The organism is Cellulomonas sp. McL0617 (genome assembly GCF_049994875.1).
Lineage (GTDB): Bacteria > Actinomycetota > Actinomycetes > Actinomycetales > Cellulomonadaceae > Cellulomonas.
Genome location: NZ_CP188256.1, coordinates 1 through 20,688, shown reverse-complemented (window position 1 = coordinate 20,688; position 20,688 = coordinate 1). Strand labels below are relative to the sequence as shown.

At 69.5% G+C, this 20,688-nt stretch carries 20 protein-coding genes and 2 tRNA genes; 3 read left to right on the top strand and 19 right to left on the bottom strand.

Annotated elements, in window-relative coordinates:
• Nucleotides 1-154: 154 nt before the first annotated feature.
• A complete protein-coding gene (locus ACPPVS_RS00110) occupies nt 155-403 on the top strand; it encodes a cell division protein CrgA (protein WP_426593886.1) in 249 nt (82 codons plus the stop codon).
• Nucleotides 404-512: 109 nt separating this feature from the next.
• Here the strand turns inward: ACPPVS_RS00110 and ACPPVS_RS00105 are convergent, their stop codons facing one another.
• On the bottom strand, nt 513-1,307 hold the full coding sequence (locus ACPPVS_RS00105; protein WP_426593885.1) for a rhomboid family intramembrane serine protease: 795 nt from the start codon (nt 1,305-1,307) through the stop codon (nt 513-515).
• 73 nt (nt 1,308-1,380) lie between these two features.
• Nucleotides 1,381-1,920, bottom strand: coding sequence for a peptidylprolyl isomerase (locus tag ACPPVS_RS00100; RefSeq protein WP_426593883.1), 540 nt, complete (start codon nt 1,918-1,920; stop codon nt 1,381-1,383).
• Nucleotides 1,921-2,051: 131 nt separating this feature from the next.
• On the opposite strand from ACPPVS_RS00100, the gene ACPPVS_RS00095 reads away from it, so the two are divergent.
• A complete protein-coding gene (locus ACPPVS_RS00095) occupies nt 2,052-2,888 on the top strand; it encodes a hypothetical protein (RefSeq protein WP_426593882.1) in 837 nt (278 codons plus the stop codon).
• Between the two features lie 87 nt (nt 2,889-2,975).
• Here the strand turns inward: ACPPVS_RS00095 and hisF are convergent, their stop codons facing one another.
• The 5 genes from hisF to ACPPVS_RS00070 are packed head-to-tail and all read right to left on the bottom strand — an operon-like array spanning nt 2,976 to nt 6,985.
• Complete coding sequence (gene hisF, locus ACPPVS_RS00090) at nt 2,976-3,770, bottom strand: imidazole glycerol phosphate synthase subunit HisF (protein ID WP_426593881.1); 795 nt, start codon at nt 3,768-3,770, stop codon at nt 2,976-2,978.
• The gene (hisH, locus tag ACPPVS_RS00085; protein WP_426593880.1) at nt 3,760-4,380 is read right to left on the bottom strand and encodes an imidazole glycerol phosphate synthase subunit HisH; all 621 of its coding nucleotides are present in this window, start codon (nt 4,378-4,380) and stop codon (nt 3,760-3,762) included. The genes hisF and hisH overlap by 11 nt, the downstream gene beginning before the upstream one ends.
• 45 nt (nt 4,381-4,425) lie before the next feature.
• Entirely contained in the window at nt 4,426-5,244 is an 819-nt protein-coding gene (locus tag ACPPVS_RS00080) for an ABC transporter permease (RefSeq protein WP_426593879.1), read from the bottom strand.
• Nucleotides 5,244-6,062, bottom strand: a complete 819-nt coding sequence (locus ACPPVS_RS00075; RefSeq protein WP_426593878.1) for an ABC transporter permease — start codon at nt 6,060-6,062, stop codon at nt 5,244-5,246. Before ACPPVS_RS00075 ends, ACPPVS_RS00080 begins: the two co-directional genes overlap by 1 nt.
• Nucleotides 6,059-6,985 carry an ABC transporter ATP-binding protein gene (locus ACPPVS_RS00070; protein ID WP_426593877.1) on the bottom strand — a complete coding sequence of 309 codons (927 nt, stop codon included), beginning with the start codon at nt 6,983-6,985 and terminating at the stop codon, nt 6,059-6,061. The genes ACPPVS_RS00075 and ACPPVS_RS00070 overlap by 4 nt, the downstream gene beginning before the upstream one ends.
• Nucleotides 6,986-7,086: 101 nt before the next feature.
• Here ACPPVS_RS00070 and ACPPVS_RS00065 point away from each other — a divergent pair, with 101 nt between their 5' ends.
• A complete protein-coding gene (locus ACPPVS_RS00065) occupies nt 7,087-7,734 on the top strand; it encodes a GNAT family N-acetyltransferase (protein ID WP_426593876.1) in 648 nt (215 codons plus the stop codon).
• A 4-nt stretch (nt 7,735-7,738) separates the two neighbouring features.
• On the opposite strand, the gene ACPPVS_RS00060 is transcribed toward ACPPVS_RS00065, so the two are convergent.
• The 12 genes from ACPPVS_RS00060 to dnaA all read right to left on the bottom strand — a co-directional run bounded on the left by ACPPVS_RS00060 (nt 7,739) and on the right by dnaA (nt 20,688).
• On the bottom strand, nt 7,739-8,260 hold the full coding sequence (locus tag ACPPVS_RS00060) for a DUF1990 family protein (RefSeq protein WP_426593875.1): 522 nt from the start codon (nt 8,258-8,260) through the stop codon (nt 7,739-7,741).
• 4 nt (nt 8,261-8,264) lie between these two features.
• Nucleotides 8,265-8,340, bottom strand: a tRNA-Ala gene (locus ACPPVS_RS00055).
• 35 nt (nt 8,341-8,375) lie between these two features.
• The gene (locus tag ACPPVS_RS00050) at nt 8,376-8,495 is read right to left on the bottom strand and encodes a DLW-39 family protein (RefSeq protein WP_231505181.1); all 120 of its coding nucleotides are present in this window, start codon (nt 8,493-8,495) and stop codon (nt 8,376-8,378) included.
• A gap of 23 nt (nt 8,496-8,518) precedes the next feature.
• Nucleotides 8,519-8,592, bottom strand: a tRNA-Ile gene (locus ACPPVS_RS00045).
• A 63-nt stretch (nt 8,593-8,655) separates the two neighbouring features.
• Nucleotides 8,656-9,633 (bottom strand): DUF3566 domain-containing protein, encoded by a 978-nt coding sequence (locus ACPPVS_RS00040; protein ID WP_426593874.1) that lies wholly within the window; start codon nt 9,631-9,633, stop codon nt 8,656-8,658.
• The gene (gene gyrA / locus ACPPVS_RS00035) at nt 9,630-12,245 is read right to left on the bottom strand and encodes a DNA gyrase subunit A (protein ID WP_426593873.1); all 2,616 of its coding nucleotides are present in this window, start codon (nt 12,243-12,245) and stop codon (nt 9,630-9,632) included. Before gyrA ends, ACPPVS_RS00040 begins: the two co-directional genes overlap by 4 nt.
• 43 nt (nt 12,246-12,288) lie before the next feature.
• Nucleotides 12,289-14,256, bottom strand: a complete 1,968-nt coding sequence (gyrB, locus tag ACPPVS_RS00030; RefSeq protein WP_426596037.1) for a DNA topoisomerase (ATP-hydrolyzing) subunit B — start codon at nt 14,254-14,256, stop codon at nt 12,289-12,291.
• 284 nt (nt 14,257-14,540) lie between these two features.
• On the bottom strand, nt 14,541-15,074 hold the full coding sequence (locus tag ACPPVS_RS00025; RefSeq protein WP_426593872.1) for a DUF721 domain-containing protein: 534 nt from the start codon (nt 15,072-15,074) through the stop codon (nt 14,541-14,543).
• The gene (gene recF, locus ACPPVS_RS00020; RefSeq protein WP_426593871.1) at nt 15,064-16,251 is read right to left on the bottom strand and encodes a DNA replication/repair protein RecF; all 1,188 of its coding nucleotides are present in this window, start codon (nt 16,249-16,251) and stop codon (nt 15,064-15,066) included. Before recF ends, ACPPVS_RS00025 begins: the two co-directional genes overlap by 11 nt.
• A gap of 10 nt (nt 16,252-16,261) precedes the next feature.
• A complete protein-coding gene (gene gnd / locus ACPPVS_RS00015) occupies nt 16,262-17,152 on the bottom strand; it encodes a phosphogluconate dehydrogenase (NAD(+)-dependent, decarboxylating) (RefSeq protein WP_426593870.1) in 891 nt (296 codons plus the stop codon).
• A 92-nt stretch (nt 17,153-17,244) separates the two neighbouring features.
• Nucleotides 17,245-18,375, bottom strand: a complete 1,131-nt coding sequence (gene dnaN / locus ACPPVS_RS00010) for a DNA polymerase III subunit beta (protein ID WP_426593869.1) — start codon at nt 18,373-18,375, stop codon at nt 17,245-17,247.
• Nucleotides 18,376-19,134: 759 nt separating this feature from the next.
• On the bottom strand, nt 19,135-20,688 hold the full coding sequence (gene dnaA, locus ACPPVS_RS00005) for a chromosomal replication initiator protein DnaA (RefSeq protein ID WP_426593868.1): 1,554 nt from the start codon (nt 20,686-20,688) through the stop codon (nt 19,135-19,137).

Below are 20,688 nucleotides of genomic sequence, written 5' to 3'. Positions count from 1 at the left end.
ACGTCCTTGCGCCCACTACGCTAGGTCACGATGTGGCCGCTCCGTGACGATGCGGGGTCCGACGCACCAATGATCGCCCGCCCGCCGACCGAGCCCGTACCGCCCGGTCCCCCCGTGGCCTGAACGCCACGCACCGTTGGACAGGAGTACCGACGTGCCCGAGTCGAGCTCGCGCAAGAAGGCGGCGTACATCCCGCCGCCCGCCAAGTCGTCCGGACCCAAGGTGAACCCGCCGTGGTTCCTCCCGGTCATGCTCGGGCTGCTGCTCCTCGGGCTCGCCTGGATCGTCGTCACGTACCTGACGCAGTCCAAGTACCCGATCCCCGGCATCCACCAGTGGAACCTGCTCATCGGGTTCGTGTTCATCATCGCCGGGTTCGGCATGACCACCCGGTGGCGCTGACGTTCCCTGCCGTCCGAAGGCGCCGTCCACCAGGTGGGCGGCGCCTTCGTCGTCCCCAGGGGTGCACAACTCTGTGGATAACTACAGCTGTGTAACTTGAGCCGACCGGTCAGAAGAAGACGCCGAACGAGCGGTACTTCACCAGGGCCGCGACGAACAGGACCGCCGCCAGGACCACGGGCGCGGCGAACGCCACGAGGGTGCGGCGCTCCCGCGGGGCGTAGGCGTAGGCCGCAGCGAGCGCGGCGCCGGTGACCAGTCCGCCGAGGTGGGCCTGCCAGGCGATGCCCGCGGCCACGAACCCGATCACGAAGTTGACGACGATCAGACTGATGATCCCCCGGTAGTCGCCACCGAGCTTCCTGGTCACCACCAGGGCCGCACCGAACAGGCCGAACACCGCTCCCGACGCGCCGACGCTCAGCTGCGCCATCGCCGGCAGGTTCATGGCGAGAAGCACCGAGCCGACAGAGCCGCCGACCGCACTGAGCAGGTACAGCGTCAGGTACCGGGCACGTCCCAGCGTCTGCTCGAGCATCGGCCCGACGAACCACAACGCCACCATGTTGAACACGATGTGCAGGTAGTTGCTGGGCGAGTGCAGGAACGCGACCGTCAGGAACCGCCACGGCTCGTGGTAGCCGATCGCCGGGGAGAAGATCCACCGGTTGGTCCAGTCGGGTACAACCAGCTGCAGGATGAAGCTGGCGACGCAGAGCGCGATCAGGGTGATCGTGATGACGGGCGGCCCGGGGCGGACCACCCCACCGAGCGCGGTCCGCTGCGCCGGCAGCGCACGGGCCGCCTCGGCGACGCAGTCGACGCACTGGACCCCGACCGCCGCCTGCCGCTGGCAGTCGGGGCACGTCGGCCGACCGCACCGCTGGCACCGCACGTACGACACCCGGTCGGGGTGACGCGGGCAGACCGGCGGCGCGGTCGGCGCGCCGTAGGGGGAGGTCTCGCTGATGGCGGTCTCAGTCCTCGATGTCGACGGACTCGATGACGACGTCCTCGACCGGACGGTCGCCCGGTCGCACCCTCGTGGTCGCGATCTTGTCGACGACGGCACGGCTCGCGTCGTCGGCCACCTTGCCGAAGATCGTGTGCTTGCCGTTGAGCCACTCCGTGGCGCCGACCGAGATGAAGAACTGCGAGCCGTTGGTGCCACCGACCTTGCCGGTGACCGGGTCGAGGCGCTTGCCGGCGTTGGCCATGGCGAGCAGGTAGGGCTCGTTGAAGGTGAGCTCGGGGTGGATCTCGTCGTCGAAGTTGTAGCCCGGGCCACCGCGGCCGGTGCCCAACGGGTCGCCGCCCTGGATCATGAAGCCCTCGATCACGCGGTGGAACACGACGCCCGCGTACAACGGGTCCGTGCGCTGCTCACCGGTGGTCGGGTCCGTCCAGGACTGGGTCCCCGTGGACAGTCCCACGAAGTTGGCCACGGTCTTCGGAGCGTGGTTGGGGTAGAGCTCGATCCGGATGTCGCCGGCGGTCGTGTGCAGGGTCGCAAACATGCGCCCAGTCTGGCACGCGACACCCACGGCGTCGGCTGTGAACCACAGATGCGCAGGCCAGCGGTCCTGCGCCGGGCCCCGCACGGTGGCAGAGTGTGAGGTCAGTGCAGCCGACGAGCCGGGAGCAGGACATGCCTTTCACCAAGAGCCGCCCGAACATCGACGTCGATACCGAGAAGATCAAGGACCAGGCAGCCGAGCTCGGTGCCGCCATCGCCGAGGCCGCCAGCCACGCCAAGGGGACTGCGAGCGTCGCGGCCGGCAAGGCGGGCGAGGCGGCGGTGCAGGCCAAGGACTGGACGGCGCCGCGGATCGAGGCGTTCATCGAGTGGCTCAGGCCGCGGCTCGAGCAGGCGTACAGAGACTCGGTGAAGGCCGCCGCTCCCAAGGTCGAGGCCGCGGCAGACGCCGCCGGTCCGGCCATCGACAACGCGCACGACCGGTTGGTCGCCGAGGTGCTGCCCAAGGTCGTCGAGGCGCTCCACCAGGCCGCGTCGAAGGCGGGCGAGCTCGCCGAGAAGGCCGCCGACATGGCGGCGGACAGGGCCACCGTCGCGAGTGCCGTCGTCGCCGCCGCGGCGGCGGAGCGGACGAAGAAGAGGCACGCGGGCGCCAAGGTCTTCTGGCTCGTGACGGCGCTGGTCGCGATCGGCGCCGGCGTGATTGCGTGGAGCCGGTCGCGCTCGACCGTCGACCCGTGGGCCGAGCCCTGGGAGCCCGTCGAGAGCGACGTGCACGGCCGCGTGGCCGACGCCGCGGACGCCGTCGGCGAGGCCGCAGGCTCCGCGGTTGCTGGTGCCCGCAAGGCCGCCAGCAAGGTGAGTGACGCCGCCGGATCGCTCACCGAGAAGGTCTCGGACGCCACCGAGGACCTCACGGAGAAGGTCGCCGACGCGACCAAGAAGGTCACGCGCAGGACGACGAAGCCCGCGGTGGAGGAGTCCACCGGGGACTCCACCGAGGCCTGAGAACGCTTGGGCCGTGAGAACGCGCAACGACCCCCGGGGACCCGTCGGCCCGGGGGTCGTTCGCTGTCCGGGACGGCCCGGTGACCGTCAGGCGCTGTGGACCGGCCGGACGCGCTCGCCCAGCTCGCCGAGCTGCGCCTTCATCTCCTCGACCGTGAGGTTGTGCTCGACTCTCGGCGAGTAGAGCATCGAGCTCACGATGGCGCCGGTGGCACCGATCGAGAACGCGTCGCTCACGTGGCTGATCCGGCCCGCGCCCCCGGACGCGATGACCGGCAGGGACACGGCGTCGGTGATCATGCCGGTGATCTCCAGGTCGTAGCCCTCGCCCGTGCCGTCGCGGTCGATGCTGTTCACCACGATCTCGCCGGCGCCGAGGTCCTGCCCGCGACGGGCCCACTCGACCGCGTCCATGCCGGTGAAGGTGCGCGCGCCGTCGATCGCGATCTCGTAGCCGCTGGGGATGGACGCCGTCTTCTCGACGCGCTTGACCTGCATGCTCAGCACGATGCACTGCCGGCCGAACTCCTTGGAGCCCTGCGTGATGATCTCGGGCTTACGGACGGCCATCGAGTCGATGCTGATCTTCTCGGCGCCGGCCCGGAGCACGAGGTGCATGTCCTCGAGCGAGCGGATGCCACCGCCGACCGTCAGCGGCACGAACGTGCGGTGCGCGATCCGGCGGACCATGTCGAGGTCGATCTGCCGCTTCTGCGCGCTGGCCATGATGTCGTAGGTGACGATCTCGTCGACGTCGTCCCGGTAGAGCCGGTCGGCCAGCTCGGCGGGGTCGCCGACGTCGATGTTGTCCTGGAACTGCTGCGCCTTGGTGACGCGGCCGTCCTTGACGTCGAAGCAGGCGATCAGCCGGTTAGCGAGCAACGGACACCTCCAGGTCGCAGAAGGCCTTGAGCACCTGCAGGCCGGCGCGCGCGCTCTTCTCCGTGTGGAACTGCGTCGCCATGATGTTGCCCTGCGCGACCGCGGCCGCGAACGGCCGCCCGTACGTGGTCACGCCGACGAGCGCCGAGGGGTCGGCGGGGACCGCGTAGTACGAGTTGACGAAGTAGTAGTAGCCGCCGGGCGTGAACGACTTCGCGAACGGGTGGTCGCCGCGCACGTCGACCGTGTTCCAGCCCATGTGCGGGACCCGGACCTCGGTGTTGTCGAACTGGTGCACGGTGCCCTTGATCCAGCCCAGGCACTCCTGGTCGTCCTCGGCGCTGTGCTCGAACAGGACCTGTAGGCCCACGCAGACGCCGAGGAACCCGACACCCGCGCCGACCACCTGCTCGGTCAGGTGCGCCACCCAGCCCTCGTCGGCCAGCGACTCCATGGTCACGCCCGCGGATCCGACGCCCGGCAGGACGTACCTGTCGACGTCGTCGCACTCCGACGGCTTGGCGACGAGCTTGTGCGGGACGCCGAGATGACCGAGCGCGTAGGAGACGCTCTGGGAGTTCCCGGTGCGGTAGTCGATGATCCCGATCACCGCTCGATCCTAACGGCGCAGGTCCCGGCCGGGCCGGGCCGTCCATCAGCCGAGGAACAGGGTGCGGAGCCGCCTCGTCGTGAAGGTCAGACCCAGCGCGATCATGACGACGAAGTACGTGACGTGCTGCAGCATCTGCGCGTCCAGCACCCCGAGCGTCAGGCCGCGCACCAGCTCGACCGCCTGGTACAGCGGGAGCGCCTTGATGATCCCCTGCAGCCAGCCCGGGTACACGGTCACCGGGTAGAACGTGGCCGAGAACAGGAACATCGGCAGCATGACGAACCCGACCCAGTCCAGCTGCTGGATCGTCTTCATGAAGCTGGTGACCGCCATCCCGAGGCTGGCGAACCCGAATGCCACGAGCAGGACCGCGGGCACGGCCAGCACCGCGGACCACGCCAGGTTCAGACCCATCACCTGCATGACCGTGAGGAAGCCGACGGCGTAGACCCCGCCGCGCAGGAGGGCGGTGAGGATCTCGCCGAACGCGACGTCCAGCGGACCCAGCGACGTGGTGAGCATGGCGTCGTAGAGCTTGCCGAAGTGCATCCGGAAGAACACGTTGTTGGTGGAGTCGTAGACGGCACCGTTCATCGCGCTCACGGCCAGCAGAGCGGGGGCGATGTACGCCGCGTAGGACACCGACCCGCCCGACGGCAGGGTGACGTCGCCGATGTAGGTGCCGAGCCCGACCCCCATGGCGAACAGGAAGAACACCGGCTCGAAGAAGCCCGAGAGGATGACCGGCCAGTTGGTGCTCCGGGTCGCCTTCAGCCCTCGTGCCACCACCGACCGCGCGTTGCGGGCGTAGAGCGCCCCGACGCTGCCCGCACGGCGACGGGCCGCCACCTCGACGGCCATCAGCGCAGCCTCCGACCGAACGACCGGTGCGCCAGCACCCACCCGACGACGACGTAGGCGACGAGCACCGCGTAGTGCCAGACCACCGGCCACGACCCCGGCGGCAACCCGTAGGACATCGAGCGGCCGATCTCGCTGGCGTTCCACAGCGGCGAGACCCACCCGATCCACTGCAGCCACACGGGCAGCGCGGTCAGCGGGAAGAACGTGCCGGAGAACAGGAACATGGGCGTGAAGATGAACCGGTTGACCAGCGCGAACTGGCCCTTGTCCTGGGTGAGCGTCGCCGAGAACGCCATGAGCGGCAGCCCGAACGCCATGCCGCCCAGCACGCCGACGAGCGGCATCAGCGCGGCACCCCACGGGTCCCCGACGGCGCCGAACGTCACCATGAGCAGGTAGTACGCGGTCGTCGTGAAGATCATCCGGAGGAGGACCGACACGATCAGGCCCGACGCGATCTGTCCCGGCGAGACCGGCGAGGCATTCATGCCCCAGAACGTCCGGCGCCAGCGGAAGCCCGCCATGACCGCGAACGTGAACTCGCCGGACGCGACCGTGACGCCCGACGCTGCCAGCAGCGCGGGCGCGACGAACAGCAGGTAGCTGACCGGGCCATCGGCGCCGTCGGCGATCGGCTGGTCCAGGAACGTGGCCAGGCCGAGCCCGAGGCCGAGCAGGTACAGCACCGGGCTGCCGATCCCGGTCATCACGATCGTCCAGCCGTACGCCCGCATGGCACGCAGGTGGTGCTCGGCCACGTACCAGGTGCCGAACCGGCGCGGCCGCACTCCCGCCTCGGGCTCGATCGAGGTCATTCGATCAGGCTCCGTCCCGTGAGCCGCAGGAACACGTCCTCGAGGCTGGAACGGCGGACGAGGCTGGTGGTCGGCCGCAGCCCCAGATGGGTGACGTGTTCGAGCACCGACTCCCCGTCGTCCGTGTAGAGGAGCACCCGGTCCGGGAGCAGCTCCAACCGCTCGACCAGGCCGGCCATCCGCTCCGCGGCGGACGCGTTGTGGTCCGACCCGAACCGCAGCTCGACCACCTCGCGCGTCGAGTAGTCGCGGATGAGCTGCGCGGGGCTGCCCTCGGCCATGATCCGGCCCTTGTCGACGACGACGAGGCGGTCGCAGAGCTGTTCGGCCTCGTCCATGTAGTGCGTGGTGAGGACGAGGGTGGTGCCGCGCTCCTTCAACCGGAACAGCCGGTCCCAGAGCACGTGCCGCGCCTGCGGGTCGAGGCCCGTGGTCGGCTCGTCGAGCATGAGGATACGCGGTTCGTTGATGAGGGCCCGGGCGATGGTCAGGCGCCGCTTCATGCCGCCCGAGAGGTCGTCGACCTTGGCGTCACGCTTGTCCTCCAGCTGCGCGAACGTCAGCAGCTCGTCGGCGCGCGCCCGGCACGTCGCGCGCGGGATGCCGAAGTACCGGCCGTAGACGATGAGGTTGTCGCGGACCTTCAGCTCGGTGTCGAGGTTGTCCTCCTGCGGCACCACGCCGAGCAGCGAGCGGATCTCGGGGCCGTGCGTGTCCGGGTCGCGGCCCAGCACCCGCAGGTCGCCCGACGTCCGCGCCGAGACCGCGCCGATCATCCTCATGGTGGTGGACTTGCCGGCCCCGTTCGGTCCGAGCAGGCCGAATGCCTCGCCGGCCGGCACCTCGAAGTCGATCCCGTCGACCGCCGTGAAGTCCCCGAACCGCTTGGTCAGCCCGGAGGCGGAGATGACGGCAGCGCTCACAGCGCACCAACCTAGACGCGACGGGTGACACCCGCAGATGGGAATTCGTGTCCCGCGGTTTTCCCTTGCGGTGCCGCGGTCCGGCCCGGGACCCTGCTGCGATGACCTCCCTGCCCGACGTCTGGCCCATGGCGGCGCTGCGCGTCACGTGCGGTGATCTCACCCTGCAGTTCCTCGACGACGACCTCGTCCTCGCGCTCGCGGTCCTCGGCGGGCAAGGCATCCACGACCCGTCGTACCTGCCGTTCAACAGCGCGTGGTCGAAGGGCAGCCCGATCGAGGTCACGCGGCGGGTGCTCGCCTACCAGTGGGCGGCGCGCGGCAAGGTCGCCCCGGAGGACTGGCAGATCGAGCTGGCGCTCGTGCGCGACGGTGAGGTGCTCGGAGTCCAAGGCGCCTTCGCCAGGGCGTTCCCCGTCACACGCACGGCGGAGACAGGTTCGTGGCTCGGGCAGCGCCACCAAGGGCAGGGCCTGGGCACCACGATGCGACTGATGATGCTGCACCTTCTGTTCGAGGGCTTCGACGCGCAGGTCGCGACGACCGCCGCCTACGCCGACAACCCGGCGTCCCAGGCGGTCACCGCCCGGATCGGCTACCTGCCGAACGGCGTCGACGTCGTCGCGCGCGAGGGCGTCGCCGTCGAGAGCCGGCGCTTCCTGCTCAGCCGGGCGGACTGGTCCGTGCAGCCCCGCCCCGAGGTCACCCTCGAGGGCGTCGAACCGGTCCGCGAGCTGCTGGGCCTGTAGCGGCTCAGGCTCGCAGAGCGCGGGCGTAGCGGCGTCGGTAGAACCGCTGCGCGACGAGGACCAGCGGAAAGGCGGGCCGCCACCAGCCCCGGCCAGGTGCGGTCAGCGAGCGCAGGTCCAGCCACACGGCACCGCTCGCGTCGCGCCGCACGATGAACGCCTCCTCTCCGGAGATCGGGTGCCCGTCGAGCGTGCCGTACGCGAGTCCGCGCCGATCGGGACGGTCGACGACCGCGATCACCTTGATCGGCTCGCGCACGCTGAACGGTCCGACGCGGGCGACCAACCAGCAGCGGTCGGCACCCGTCGCGACGCCCGGGGGCTCGACCGTGAACCCGCTGCGGGTCTTGACCGCCCACGCCAGCACATCGGCGGACGCGTCGTCCCAGCATGCCTGTCCGTGGCCGAGCAGCACCGTGCGCTCGTGGGCGCGAAAGCCGGCGGGGTGGTCCGCCCAGATCCACTGGCCCGGACGCGTCGCTCCGACGGCGTCGTACGTCAGGCCTCGCTCAGCGAGCGGCCTCATGCGGTGGTGGAGCCAAGGGGACTCGAACCCCTAACCCCCTGCTTGCAAAGCAGGTGCGCTACCAATTGCGCCATGGCCCCGTGTCGCCCGGGGGCGATACCCCGGCGCGACGCGGTCACTCGAACGTGTCGGTGACCTCGGCCCACAGGTCGCGCTCGTCGCGATCCTGGGTGTACTTCTGCCAGACGACGAACGCGGCGGCGGCGACCGCCACGAGGAGCAGGAGCTTCTTCATCGGGTTCCCCCACGGGTCGGGAGTGGGCCTAACAGGACTTGAACCTGTGACCTCTTCCTTATCAGGGAAGCGCTCTAACCGTCTGAGCTATAGGCCCGTGCAATGCCGGATGAGACTACCCCAGGCGCAGGGCAGCACCCAAACCGGCGGATCCAGCAGCTCAGTCGTCGGTCATGGTCACGTGCACGCCGCCCACCAGCGCGGCGACGATGTTGTACAGGAACGCGCCGATCGTAGCGAGGGCCGTGAGCAGGAAGACGTCCACGACCGCGATGAGCATCGAGCCCGAGACCACGCGGCGGAACTCGACGTACTGCTTGACGTTGATCGTGCTCTCCTGGCCGGTGATCTGGGTGACCAGGTCGTCGATCTGGGCGAACACGTGCATCTTGTCGAGGGTCAACCACACCACGATGACCGCGACCACGAGCATGATGCCGACGGCCACCGACAGCAGCAGCGACAGCTTCATGACCGACCACGGATCGATCCGGGAGATCGCGAGCCGGACCCGACGCGGACCACCGTGCGGCGAGACGGTCGGGATGCGACCGCTCGTCGGGCGGGGGTTCTGGGCCTGCGGAGCCGACCGCGGCGTGGCGGGCATCGGGGCGGCGGTGGCCGGGGTCGCTGTCATGGTCGGTTCCTCGGAGCGGGGGCGGGTCAGGGACGAGAAGGCTGCCGTGGTGGCCACTCCCGCCTTCTTGAACCATGCCGTGGTGGCGTCCACTGCGACCATCATCGGGGACGGAACGTCCTCTTCGGACTCCTCAGCGGGTGATGTCGCCTGATCGGGTTCCTTCTCCGGCGGCACCGTGGTCCCGTCGCCCAGCCGGATGGACGTCTTGGTGGTCCCCGTCGAGGCGGCGGTCCGGCCCGCGCTCCCCGTTCCGGCCGAGGTTCGGCCGGCCGAGGTCGGCGTGCGCGACGGCGGTGGCGCCACCGTGGGCGGCGGGACCGTCGCCGCTGCGGTCGACCCGGCGCTCATGGTCGGCGCCTGGGCAGACGAGTCGTCCGGACCGTTCCACGCAGCGTTCGTCCCGGTGCGCACGGGTGACGACGTGGTCTGCCGGCCCGCGGGGGTCGGTGAGGTCGGTCGGGAGCGCGGCGGGATCGAGGGCGGTGTGGAATCGGTCATTCGTCCTCCGGTGACGAGTCGGTCTCGGTCTGGCCGGGGTCGGTCGACGGGTCCGTGTCGTCGGGCGCGTCGCCGGCTTCGTCCGAAACCTGGGCATTCTCGCCGCCCACGGTACCTGCATCGTCTGTGAGGTGTCGCTCCGTGTTGCGCGCGACGGCGATGATCCGGTCACCGTTGTCGGGCTTCGCGAAGATGACACCCTGCGTGGTGCGCCCTGTCGCGTTCACCTCGGCTGTGGCGGATCTCACGATCTTTCCGCGCTCCATGATGACCAGAACCTCGTCCTCGGCGTCCGCGACGATGGCCCCGACGAGGTCACCGTTGGCCTCGGGCAGGTTGGCCACCTTGATGCCCAGACCGCCTCGACCCTGCTGCCGGTAGTTCTCGACGGTCAGCGCGGTGCGCTTGGCGATCCCACCCTCGGTCACCGTGAACAGGAACGCGTCCTCGCGCACGACGTCCATGGCGAGGAGCTCGTCGTCGTCGCGGAACTTCATGCCCGTCACGCCGGAGGTGGCACGGCCCATGGGGCGCAGGGACTCGTCGGACGCGGTGAACCGGACCGACTGACCCTTGCGCGACACCAGGATCAGGTCCTGGTCGGAGTCGACGAGACGCGCCGAGACGAGCTCGTCGGGCCGGCCCTCCTCGTCCTCGCGCAGGTTGATCGCGATCACGCCGCCGGACCGGTTGGAGTCGTACTCCGTGAGCCGCGTCTTCTTGACCAGACCCCGCTGGGTGGCGAGCACGAGGTATTCGACGTTGGTGTAGTCGCGGATGTCGAGCACCTGCGCGATCTTCTCGCCGGGCTGGAACGCCAGCAGGTTGGCCACGTGCTGGCCCTTGGCGTCGCGGCCGCCCTCCGGGAGCTCGTACGCCTTGGCGCGATAGACGCGGCCGAGGTTGGTGAAGAACAGCAGCCAGTGGTGCGTCGTCGTGACGAAGAAGTGGTCGACCAGGTCGTCCTCGCGCAGCTGGGCGCCGCGCACGCCCTTGCCGCCGCGGCGCTGGGCCCGATAGTTGTCCGACCGGGTCCGCTTGGCGTACCCGCCGCGGGTGATGGTGACCACCATCTCCTCCTCGGCGATGAGGTCCTCGACGCTGACCTCGCCGTCGAACGGCAGGATCGTGGTGCGTCGCTCGTCGCCGTACTTCGTGACGATCTCGCCCAGCTCCTCGCTGACGATGTCGCGCTGGCGCTGCTCGGACGCGAGGATCGCCTGGTACTCGAGGATCTGGGCCTCGAGCACGGCGTACCGCTCGAGGATCTCCTGGCGCTGCAGCGCCGCGAGCCGGCGCAGCTGCAGGTTGAGGATCGCGTTGGCCTGGAGCTCGTCGATGTCGAGGAGATCCATGAGCCCGGCGCGGGCCTCGTCCGCGTCGGGGGACCGGCGGATCAGCGCGATCACGGCATCCAGCGCGTCCAGCGCCTTGAGGTAGCCGCGGTAGATGTGGATGTCGGCCTCGGCCTCGCGCAGCCTGTACGCGGTCCGGCGGACGACGACCTCGAGCTGGTGCGAGACCCAGTGCCGGACGAACGCGTCGATGCTCAGCGTGCGCGGGACCTCGTCGACGAGGGCGAGCATGTTGGCGCCGAACGTGTCCTGCAGCTGGGTGTGCTTGTACAGGTTGTTGAGCACGACCTTCGCGACGGCGTCACGCTTCAGCACGATCACGAGGCGCTGGCCGGCGCGGCCGCTGGTCTCGTCGCGGATGTCCGCGATCCCGGTGACCTTGTTCTCGCGCACCAGGTCCGCGATCTTCTTGGCGAGCGTGTCGGGGTTCACCTGGTAGGGCAGCTCGGTGACGACGAGGCAGATCCGGTTCTGGATCTCCTCGACGACGACCACCGCGCGCATCGTGATGGACCCGCGGCCCGTCCGGTACGCCTCCTCGATGCCCTTGTGGCCCAGGATCGTCGCGCCGGTCGGGAAGTCCGGGCCCTTGATCCGCTGCAGGAGGGCCGCGAGCAGCTCCTCCGTGGACGCGTCCGGGTGCTCCAGGTACCACTGGACGCCGTCGGCCACCTCGCGCAGGTTGTGCGGCGGGATGTTCGTGGCCATGCCGACCGCGATGCCGGCCGAGCCGTTGACCAGCAGGTTCGGGAACCGCGCGGGCAGGACGGCGGGCTCCTGCGTGCGACCGTCGTAGTTGTCCTGGAAGTCGACGGTGTCCTTGTCGATGTCGCGGACCATCTCCATGGACAGCGGCGCCATCTTGCACTCGGTGTACCGGGGCGCGGCCGCGGGGTCGTCGCCCGGGGAGCCGAAGTTGCCCTGACCCGAGACCAGCGGGTAGCGCAGCGACCAGTCCTGGACCAGGCGCACGAGGGCGTCGTAGATCGCGGTGTCACCGTGCGGGTGGTACTTGCCCATGACGTCGCCGACGACGCGCGAGCACTTGGAGAACTGGCGGTCCGGGCGGTAGCCGCCGTCGTACATCGCGTAGAGCACGCGGCGGTGCACCGGCTTGAGTCCGTCGCGGACGTCCGGCAGGGCACGGCCGACGATGACGGACATGGCGTAGTCGAGGTACGAGCGCTGCATCTCGAGCTGCAGGTCGATCTGCTCGATGCGGCCGTGCTCGATGCCGTCGCTGGTGGTCTCGCTCAACGTGTTTCCTTAGTTCGGTGCGGACTTGTGGACGGGCGCTTCCCTAGATGTCGAGGAAGCGGACGTCCTTCGCGTTGCGCTGGATGAACGATCGGCGGGACTCCACGTCCTCGCCCATGAGGACCGAGAAGATCTCGTCGGCCGCGGCCGCCTCGTCGAGCGTGACCTGCAGGAGCGTGCGGTGCTCGGGCGACATCGTGGTCTCCCACAGCTCCGAGTAGTCCATCTCGCCCAGACCCTTGTACCGCTGGATCGAGTTCTCCTTGGGCAGCCGCTTGCCGGCGGCCTGACCGTCGGCCACCACGGCGTCCCGCTCACGGTCCGTGTAGACGTAGTCGTGGTCGGCGTTCGTCCACTTGATCCGGTACAGCGGCGGCTGCGCGATGTAGACGTGCCCGTGCGTGATGAGCTCGGGCATGTAGCGGAACAGCAGCGTGAGCAGCAGGGTCCGGATGTGCTGGCCGTCGACGTCGGCATCGGCCATCAGCACGATCTTGTGATACCTCAGCTTGGAGATGTCGAAGTCCTCGCCGATGCCCGTCCCGAAGGCCGTGATCAGCGCCTGCACCTCCTGGTTGCCCAGGGCGCGGTCCAGACGGGCTCGCTCGACGTTGAGGATCTTTCCGCGGATCGGCAGGATCGCCTGCGTGCGCGGGTTGCGGCCGCGTACCGCGGAACCGCCGGCCGAGTCGCCCTCGACGATGAAGACCTCGCACTCGTCCGGGCTGTTGGACTGGCAGTCGCGCAGCTTGCCGGGCATGCCGCCCGACTCCAGCAGGCCCTTGCGGCGGGTCGCCTCGCGCGCCTTGCGGGCGGCCATGCGGGCGGCCGACGCCTGGATCGACTTGCGGATCACGTCGCGCGCCTCGACCGGGTGCGAGTCGAGCCAGTCGCCCAGCTGGTCGTTGACGACCCGCTGCACGAAGGTCTTGGCCTCGGTGTTGCCCAGCTTCGTCTTCGTCTGACCCTCGAACTGCGGCTCGCCGAGCTTGATCGAGATGACGGCCGTGAGGCCCTCGCGGATGTCGTCTCCCGTGAGGTTCTCGTCCTTCTCCTTGAGGATGCCCTTGTCCCGCGCGTAGCGGTTGATGAGCGAGGTCATCGCCGCACGGAAGCCCTCCTCGTGCGTGCCGCCCTCGGTCGTGGAGATCGTGTTGGCGTAGGTGTGCACCGACTCGGAGTAGGCGTTGGTCCACTGCAGCGCGATCTCGAGCGAGAGCCGACGCTCGGTGTCCTCGGACTCGAAGTCGATGATCTCCGGGTGGACCAGCTCGACCTTCTTCGCGCTGTTGAGGTGCCGCACGTAGTCGACGAGGCCGCCGTCGTACTTGTACGTGACGTTCCGGAACTTCGCCGGCTCGCCCTCGGCCAGCTCGTCGTCCGAACCTGCAACCTCGTCGCCCGTGTCGAGGTGCGCCGGGCGCTCGTCCGTGAGCGAGATCTGCAGACCCTTGTTCAGGAACGCCATCTGCTGGAAGCGGGACCGCAAGGTCTCGAAGTCGTAGTCGACCGTCTCGAAGATGCTCGGATCGGCCCAGAACGTCTGCTGGGTGCCGGTCTCCTCGGTGGCCTCGCGCTGCTGCAGCTCGCCCAGCGGCTTGCCGCCGTCGGAGAAGTCCTGCTGCCACACGAACCCGTCGCGCATGACCACCGTCTCCACGCGCGTGGACAGCGCGTTCACCACGGAGATGCCCACGCCGTGCAGACCGCCGGAGACCGCGTAGCCGGCGCCGCCGAACTTGCCTCCCGCGTGCAGGATCGTCATGACGACCTCGACGGTCGGCCGGCCCTCGGTCGGGTGGATCGCCACCGGGATGCCACGGCCGTTGTCGACGGTGCGCACGCCGCCGTCGGCCAGCAGCGTCACCTCGATGTGGTCGCAGTAGCCCGCGAGCGCCTCGTCGACGGAGTTGTCGACGACCTCGTACACCAGGTGGTGCAGCCCTCGCTCACCGGTCGAGCCGATGTACATGCCGGGCCGCTTGCGGACCGCCTCGAGACCCTCGAGCACCGTGATCGCGGAGGCGTCGTACCCGCCGTTGCCCGACTTGGTGCGGTTCTCGCCGCCAGTGCTTGCTGTGCCGGACGGGGGCGTGCTCTGCTCGGCCACGGGCGGTAGTACTCCTCAAGCTCTCACACGCGACGGAGGACGCCCGCCGCGGTTGTTCGGGGCGGATCACTCCATGACGCTGGAGTTCCGGGCACAGGCGCGCCAGGAATGACCTTCACAGTCTACCTGGTGGACGGGCTCAGACCCTCTTTTACACACCCCTCACGACCCTGCGGTTTCACCCGTCAGCGGAACGTGTCCCGCTCGCCACGGCCGGGCACCCGCTTGGGACCCGTCCGGAACCGCGGGCCGCCCGGGTTGAGCACGGTGATCTCGACGACGACGCCGTCACCCAGGTCGGCCGCGAAGCGACCCAGCATCGACGGCGCGAGGAACCTCAGCTGCGTCGCCCAGGACGTCGAGCTCGCGCGCATCGTCAGCGCGCCGCCCGAGAACGACACGTACTCGCAGTGCTCCGCCACCTCCGGTCCGACGAGGTCGGCCCAGGAGTGCTTGAGCACGCCGGCCACCTGGTCCGAGGTCCCGCCCAGCTGGTCGAGCAGGCCGCCGACGGTCGAACCGATCAGCTGCGGGTCGCGGGCCCCCGGCCCGGCGGACCCCGTGGTGTCGGCGAGCGGCCTGCGCCTGGCCGGGTCGCCCGGTCGATATCCACGCTGCGCGGCCGCCTTCTTGGCGCGCGCGAGCGCGCCGGCCGCCACCTGGCGCGCCGGTGTCAGCTCGACGAGGTCACGCAGGGGCCTGTCCCACTCAGAGGACACGGGCCACCTCGCCGGCCATGACGTCCACGCGCGCCCCGGCCAGCAGCTCCGGCACATCGCCCGCGACCGCCGCCGTGATGAGCACCTGGCGAGCGGGTGCCACCAGCTCCGCAAGCCGCTCACGTCGACGCGCGTCCAGCTCGGCGAACACGTCGTCGAGGATCAGCACCGGCTCGCCGTCGGGTCCCCAGTCGCCCGCGTCGTCGAAGCCGTTGGTCAGCAGCTCGTACGACGCCAGGCGCAGACCGAGCGCGAAGGACCAGGACTCGCCGTGGCTCGCGTACCCCTTGGCCGGCAGGCCGCCGAGCGTGAGGACGAGGTCGTCCCGGTGCGGACCGACGAGACACACGCCGCGCTCGATCTCCTTGCTCCGCAGGCGGCCGACCGCCTCGAGCAGCTGGGCCTCGACGAGGTCGACGCCGGCGACCTCGTCCACCTGCGAGTCGAGCGCCGCTTCGAGCGACGCCTTGTAGGTGACGACCGCATCGCCCTGGCCTGCGCTGACCTGCGCATACGCCTTCTCGACGTGCGGAGCCAGTGCTCGGACCAGCGCGCGGCGCGCCACGATGATCTGCGCCCCCGCCTGCGCGAGCTTGGCGTCCCACACGTCCAGGGTCCGCAGGTCGGCGCCGCCTCGACCGTTGCGTGTCGCGGCACCCGCGGACTTGAGCAGCGCCGACCGCTGCCGGAGCACCCGGTCGTAGTCCGCGAGCACCCCGGCCGTCCGCGGGGTGACCTGGACGAGCAGGTCGTCCAGGAACCGTCGACGCCCGTCCGGGTCGCCCTTGACCAGCGCCAGGTCCTCCGGTGCGAAGAGCACCGTCCGCAGGATCCCGAGGATGTCGCGCGCCCGCGTCGGCGAGCCGCCGTTGACCCGGGCCCGGTTCGCCTTGCCCGGCGTGACCTCGACCTCGACGAGCGTCGGTCGCGGCTGTCCGGCGTCACGCTCACGGATCACCCGCGCCCGCACGACCGCACGGGACGCACCCGCCCTGACGAGCGCCGCGTCGGTCGGCACGCGATGGCTGCCCAACGTGGCCACGTAGCCGAGCGCCTCGACCAGGTTGGTCTTGCCCTGCCCGTTCGGCCCGACGAGCGCGGTGATGCCGGCGTCGAGCGGGAGCTCGACCTGCGCGTAGGAGCGGAAGTCGGTCAGGGACAGGTGCGCGACGTACATGCGTCTCCGGTCAGGAGCCCGCGGGCTTCACCGCGTGACCGCCGAACTGCTGACGCAGGGCCGCGACAGCCTTCATCGCGGGCGACTCGCCCTGACGGCTGGCAAACCGCGCGAACAACGCCGCGGAGATCACCGGCGCCGGGACGGCCAGGTCGATCGCCTCGTCGACCGTCCAGCGTCCCTCGCCCGAGTCCTCGACCCAGTCGTCGATCGCGGCGAGGTCCGGGTCCTGCTCGAGAGCCTGGACAAGCAGATCCAGCAGCCAGGACCGCACGACCGTGCCGCGCTTCCAGGCCTTCATCGTGCCGTGCACGTCCGTGACCAGGTCTTTCGCAGCGAGCAGCTCGTACCCCTCGGCGTAGGCCTGCATCAGCCCGTACTCGATGCCGTTGTGCACCATCTTCGAGAAGTGACCGGCACCGACCGTACCGGCGTGCACGAACCCCTCTTCGCGCGGACCCTCGGGGCGCAGCGCGTCGAAGACCGGCATGACCTTGGAGACGACGTCGTCGTCACCGCCGACCATGAGCCCGTAGCCGTTAGTCAGGCCCCAGATGCCACCGGACACGCCCGCGTCGATGAACCCGATGCCGTGCGACGCGAGCAGCGTCGCGTGCGGGATGTCGTCCTGGTAGTACGAGTTGCCGCCGTCGATGACCACGTCGCCCGGCGACATCTGCTGGGAGAGCGCCGTGATGACGGAGTCGGTGATCTCGCCTGACGGCACCATCACCCAGACCACGCGCTCACCCTCGGGCAGCGCCGCGACGAGTGCATCGAGCGACGGGACGTCCGTGACGTCCGGGTTGCGGTCGTACCCCGTGACCTCGATCCCAGCGGCACGGATGCGCTGCCGCATGTTCGCGCCCATCTTGCCCAGACCCACCAGACCGATGTGCATTGCGCCTCTTTCGGTTCGCGGCACGTCGAGCCCGGCGCGCCTTGTGACCTCGTCAGCCCTCACCCTGCCGCAGCTCGGGGCTGCGTGCGGTGTCAGCTGGCGAAACGGATGGGGACGAGGAGGTACCGGTACTCCTGGTTGTCCTCGCCGTCGGCCGTCTGCTGGCCCGTGAACTCGACCGGCTTGTTCGGGTGCGTGAACGACAGGCGCACGAACGGTGTGCTCAGCGCGCCCAGGCCGTCGAGCAGGAACTGCGGGTTGAACGCCACCGAGATGTCGTCACCGACGAGGGTGGACTCGATGGCCTCCGAGGCCTGCGCGTCGTCACCCTGACCAGCGTCGAGCACCACCTGGCCCTCGCTGAACGACAGGCGGATCGGCGTGTTGCGCTCGGCGACGAGGCTCACGCGCTTGGCGGCGTCGGCAAGAGCGTGCGTTCCGACGACGGCGTGGATCGGGGTCTCGTCCGGGAACAGCCGGCGCACGGCGGGATAGTCGCCGTCCACGAGCAGGCTGGTGGTCTGGCGGCCGGCGGCCTCGAAACCGATCATGTCGACGCCGGTTCCCGTGGCCAGCGCGACGGTGACCGAGCCGGCGCTCCCCAGGGACTTCGCGGCGTCGAGCAGGGTGCGGGCCCGGACGAGCGCGACGGTCGAGATGTCCGGCGACGAGGGCTTCCAGGTCAGCTCGCGCAGCGCGAGCCGGTAGCGGTCGGTGGCGAGGAGCGTGACCTTCTCGCCCTCGATCTCGACGCGCACACCCGTGAGCAGCGGCAACGTGTCGTCGCGGCTCGCCGCCACCGAGACCTGCGCGACCGCGTGCGTGAGCTCGTCACCGTCGACGGTGCCCGTGGTCGGCGGCATGACGGGAAGATTCGGGTAGTCCTCGACCGGCATCGTCAGGAGCGTGAACCGGCTGGCCCCGCAGGTGACGATCACCTTGGTGCCTTCGAGGACCACGTCGACCGGCTTGTCGGGGAGCGCCCGCGAGATCTCGGCGAGCAGGCGGCCGCTCACGAGCACGGATCCGGCTTCGCTGACGTCCGCCGGGATCTGCGACCGGGCCGAGACCTCGTAGTCGAAGCTCGAGAGCTGCACGGTGCCGGTCGTGTCCGCCTCGAGCCGGACGCCCGCAAGCACGGGGACCGGCGGTCGGGTGGGCAGGCTGCGCGCCGTCCACGTGACGGCGTCCGCGAGAACATCACGGTCGACCCGGAACCTCATGCCTCAACCTCTCGTCGTGCGGGCCCGGCTGTACGTCCGCAAGGAGCTCCTGACGAATGACAAGGGATTCGTGGAGGCGGGGCAGACAGGCGTCAGGCGAACACTACGCGTTAGGTCCGACGCTCGGTGCGGACTCCGACACGGTTGTGGTTCGGGTGTCGTCCGCCGGCCGCTCGGGACGTTCTGGCGGTGTGTGGATCCATCACAGAGAGAGTTGTCGTCATCGTCATCGGGGCTGTGCATCGTGTGGACGACGCTCGTCGGTGCAGGTCAGACCTCGAATGCCATGTGTACGCGGCTTGTGCGTCGAATCGGACACGCGGTGGACAGCCGTGCGTCGCTGCGGACGGCGCGTCTGGCGTCCACCGGCAGGGCACCCGTGGTCCACATCGGCCGGGGGGTCGTCCACCGTTGTCCACAGGTGTACCCACAGGTGTGGAGATTCGTCCCATGGTTCTTTCAGGAACGGGATGAAGGTTGGTGTCACGAGGGTCGAATCGCTCCGATGACGAGGGCTGCGTCACCAACTTCACCCGGAATTGGGGTGATTTCGACCGGTACGCAGCGCCAGTTCTGCGGGACTCCTGGCGTCTCTGCAGGTCAGCGGCTTGTTCGGGACCGAAGCCTCGGGTTCGTCCGAACGGGTGAATCTCGTCACAAGGATCCTCAGGTGCCTGTGGATACCTGTGGATAACCGTGTGGAGAGAGGCAGACATTTCGGGCTAGAGCGGACACCGACGGGGGTGACGCAACGCTCGGTCAGCCGCGGCTCTGCTGCTTGATGCGGTTCGTGAGCTCGGTGACCTGGTTGTAGATCGAGCGTCGCTCGGCCATCAGCTCGCGGATCTTGCGGTTCGCGTGCATGACGGTGGTGTGGTCGCGGCCGCCGAACGCCTGGCCGATCTTGGGCAGCGACAGGTCCGTGAGCTCACGGCACAGGTACATCGCGATCTGCCGGGCGGTGACCAGGACGCGAGAGCGGCTCGAGCCGCAGAGGTCGTCGATGCTCAGGCCGAAGTACGCCGCCGTCTGGCCGATGACCTGGGTCGCGGTGATCTCGGTCGTCTGGTCGTCGGTGATGAGGTCCTTCAGCACGATCTCCGCCAGCGACAGGTCGACCTGCTGCCGGTTGAGGTTGGCGAACGCCGTGACACGGATGAGCGCACCCTCGAGCTCACGGATGTTGGTCGAGATCTTGCTCGCGATGTACTCGAGCACGTCCGGCGGAGCCTGGAGGCGTTCGCTTCCCGCCTTCTTGCGCAGGATGGCGATGCGCGTCTCGAGGTCCGGCGGCTGCACGTCGGTGATGAGGCCCCACTCGAACCGCGACCGCATGCGGTCCTCGAAGCCGTTCAGCTGCTTGGGCGGCAGGTCGGAGGTGATGACGACCTGCTTGTTCGCGTTGTGCAGCGTGTTGAACGTGTGGAAGAACTCCTCCATCGTCTGTTCCTTGCCCTGCAGGAACTGGATGTCGTCGATGAGGAGCACGTCGACCTCGCGGTAGCGCCGCTGGAACGCGCCGGCCTTGCCCTCCGAGATCGAGTTGATGAAGTCGTTGGTGAACTCCTCGGAGTTCACGTAGCGCACACGCACGCTCGGGTAGAGGTTCTGCGCGTAGTGGCCGATCGCGTGGAGCAGGTGAGTCTTGCCCAGACCCGAGTCGCCATAGATGAACAGCGGGTTGTACGCCTTCGCAGGCGCCTCGGCGACCGCGACCGCCGCTGCGTGCGCGAACCGGTTGGAGCTGCCGATGACGAAGGTCTCGAAGAGGTACTTCGGGTTGAGCCGGGCCGGCTCGGCGGGCTGCTTGCGGTTGGACTGCCGGTCGTCGTTCGGGAACGGGCGTTCGTTGCGCTGCGTGTCGCGACGAGAGGGCGGGGCTGTGCCGCTGTCGTCCTGCACGAGCGACAGGTCGGCACGTGAGTCCCGGCGCTGCTCGTCGGCGTCACGCTCGTAGTCGTTGCGCGGCTCACCCCGGGCCTCGGTGCGCTGCTCGTCGTAACGCGGTTCGCTGCTCACGACGCGCAGGGCCGGCGGGGCGTCCTCGGCCAGCTCCGGGTCGACGGTGATCGCGAACCTGGCCTCGCGGTCGAGGGCTGTGCTCAGAGCGTCGGTCACCTCGCCGCGGACGCGCGACTCGAGGTAGTCCTTGGTCAGGTCGTTGCCCACGGCCAGCAGCAGGGTGCCGTCGAGGAGGCCGAGCGGCCGTGCCAGACGGACGAACGCGATCTGGCGCGGTGTGATGTCGGGGCTCTGCTCGAGCGTCGAGACGACGTGGCCCCAGACCCGTGCGAGCTCTTCGTCCTGTGACAC

Coding starts and splice junctions, on each gene's coding strand:
- ACPPVS_RS00100 (WP_426593883.1), bottom strand. CDS start 1,920: ATGTTTGCGACCCTGCACACGACCGCCGGCGACATCCGGATCGAGCTC.
- ACPPVS_RS00095 (WP_426593882.1), top strand. CDS start 2,052: ATGCCTTTCACCAAGAGCCGCCCGAACATCGACGTCGATACCGAGAAG.
- ACPPVS_RS00080 (WP_426593879.1), bottom strand. CDS start 5,244: ATGGCCGTCGAGGTGGCGGCCCGTCGCCGTGCGGGCAGCGTCGGGGCG.
- ACPPVS_RS00075 (WP_426593878.1), bottom strand. CDS start 6,062: ATGACCTCGATCGAGCCCGAGGCGGGAGTGCGGCCGCGCCGGTTCGGC.
- ACPPVS_RS00065 (WP_426593876.1), top strand. CDS start 7,087: ATGACCTCCCTGCCCGACGTCTGGCCCATGGCGGCGCTGCGCGTCACG.
- ACPPVS_RS00060 (WP_426593875.1), bottom strand. CDS start 8,260: ATGAGGCCGCTCGCTGAGCGAGGCCTGACGTACGACGCCGTCGGAGCG.
- ACPPVS_RS00050 (WP_231505181.1), bottom strand. CDS start 8,495: ATGAAGAAGCTCCTGCTCCTCGTGGCGGTCGCCGCCGCCGCGTTCGTC.
- ACPPVS_RS00040 (WP_426593874.1), bottom strand. CDS start 9,633: ATGACCGATTCCACACCGCCCTCGATCCCGCCGCGCTCCCGACCGACC.
- recF (WP_426593871.1), bottom strand. CDS start 16,251: ATGTACGTCGCGCACCTGTCCCTGACCGACTTCCGCTCCTACGCGCAG.
- gnd (WP_426593870.1), bottom strand. CDS start 17,152: ATGCACATCGGTCTGGTGGGTCTGGGCAAGATGGGCGCGAACATGCGG.
- dnaN (WP_426593869.1), bottom strand. CDS start 18,375: ATGAGGTTCCGGGTCGACCGTGATGTTCTCGCGGACGCCGTCACGTGG.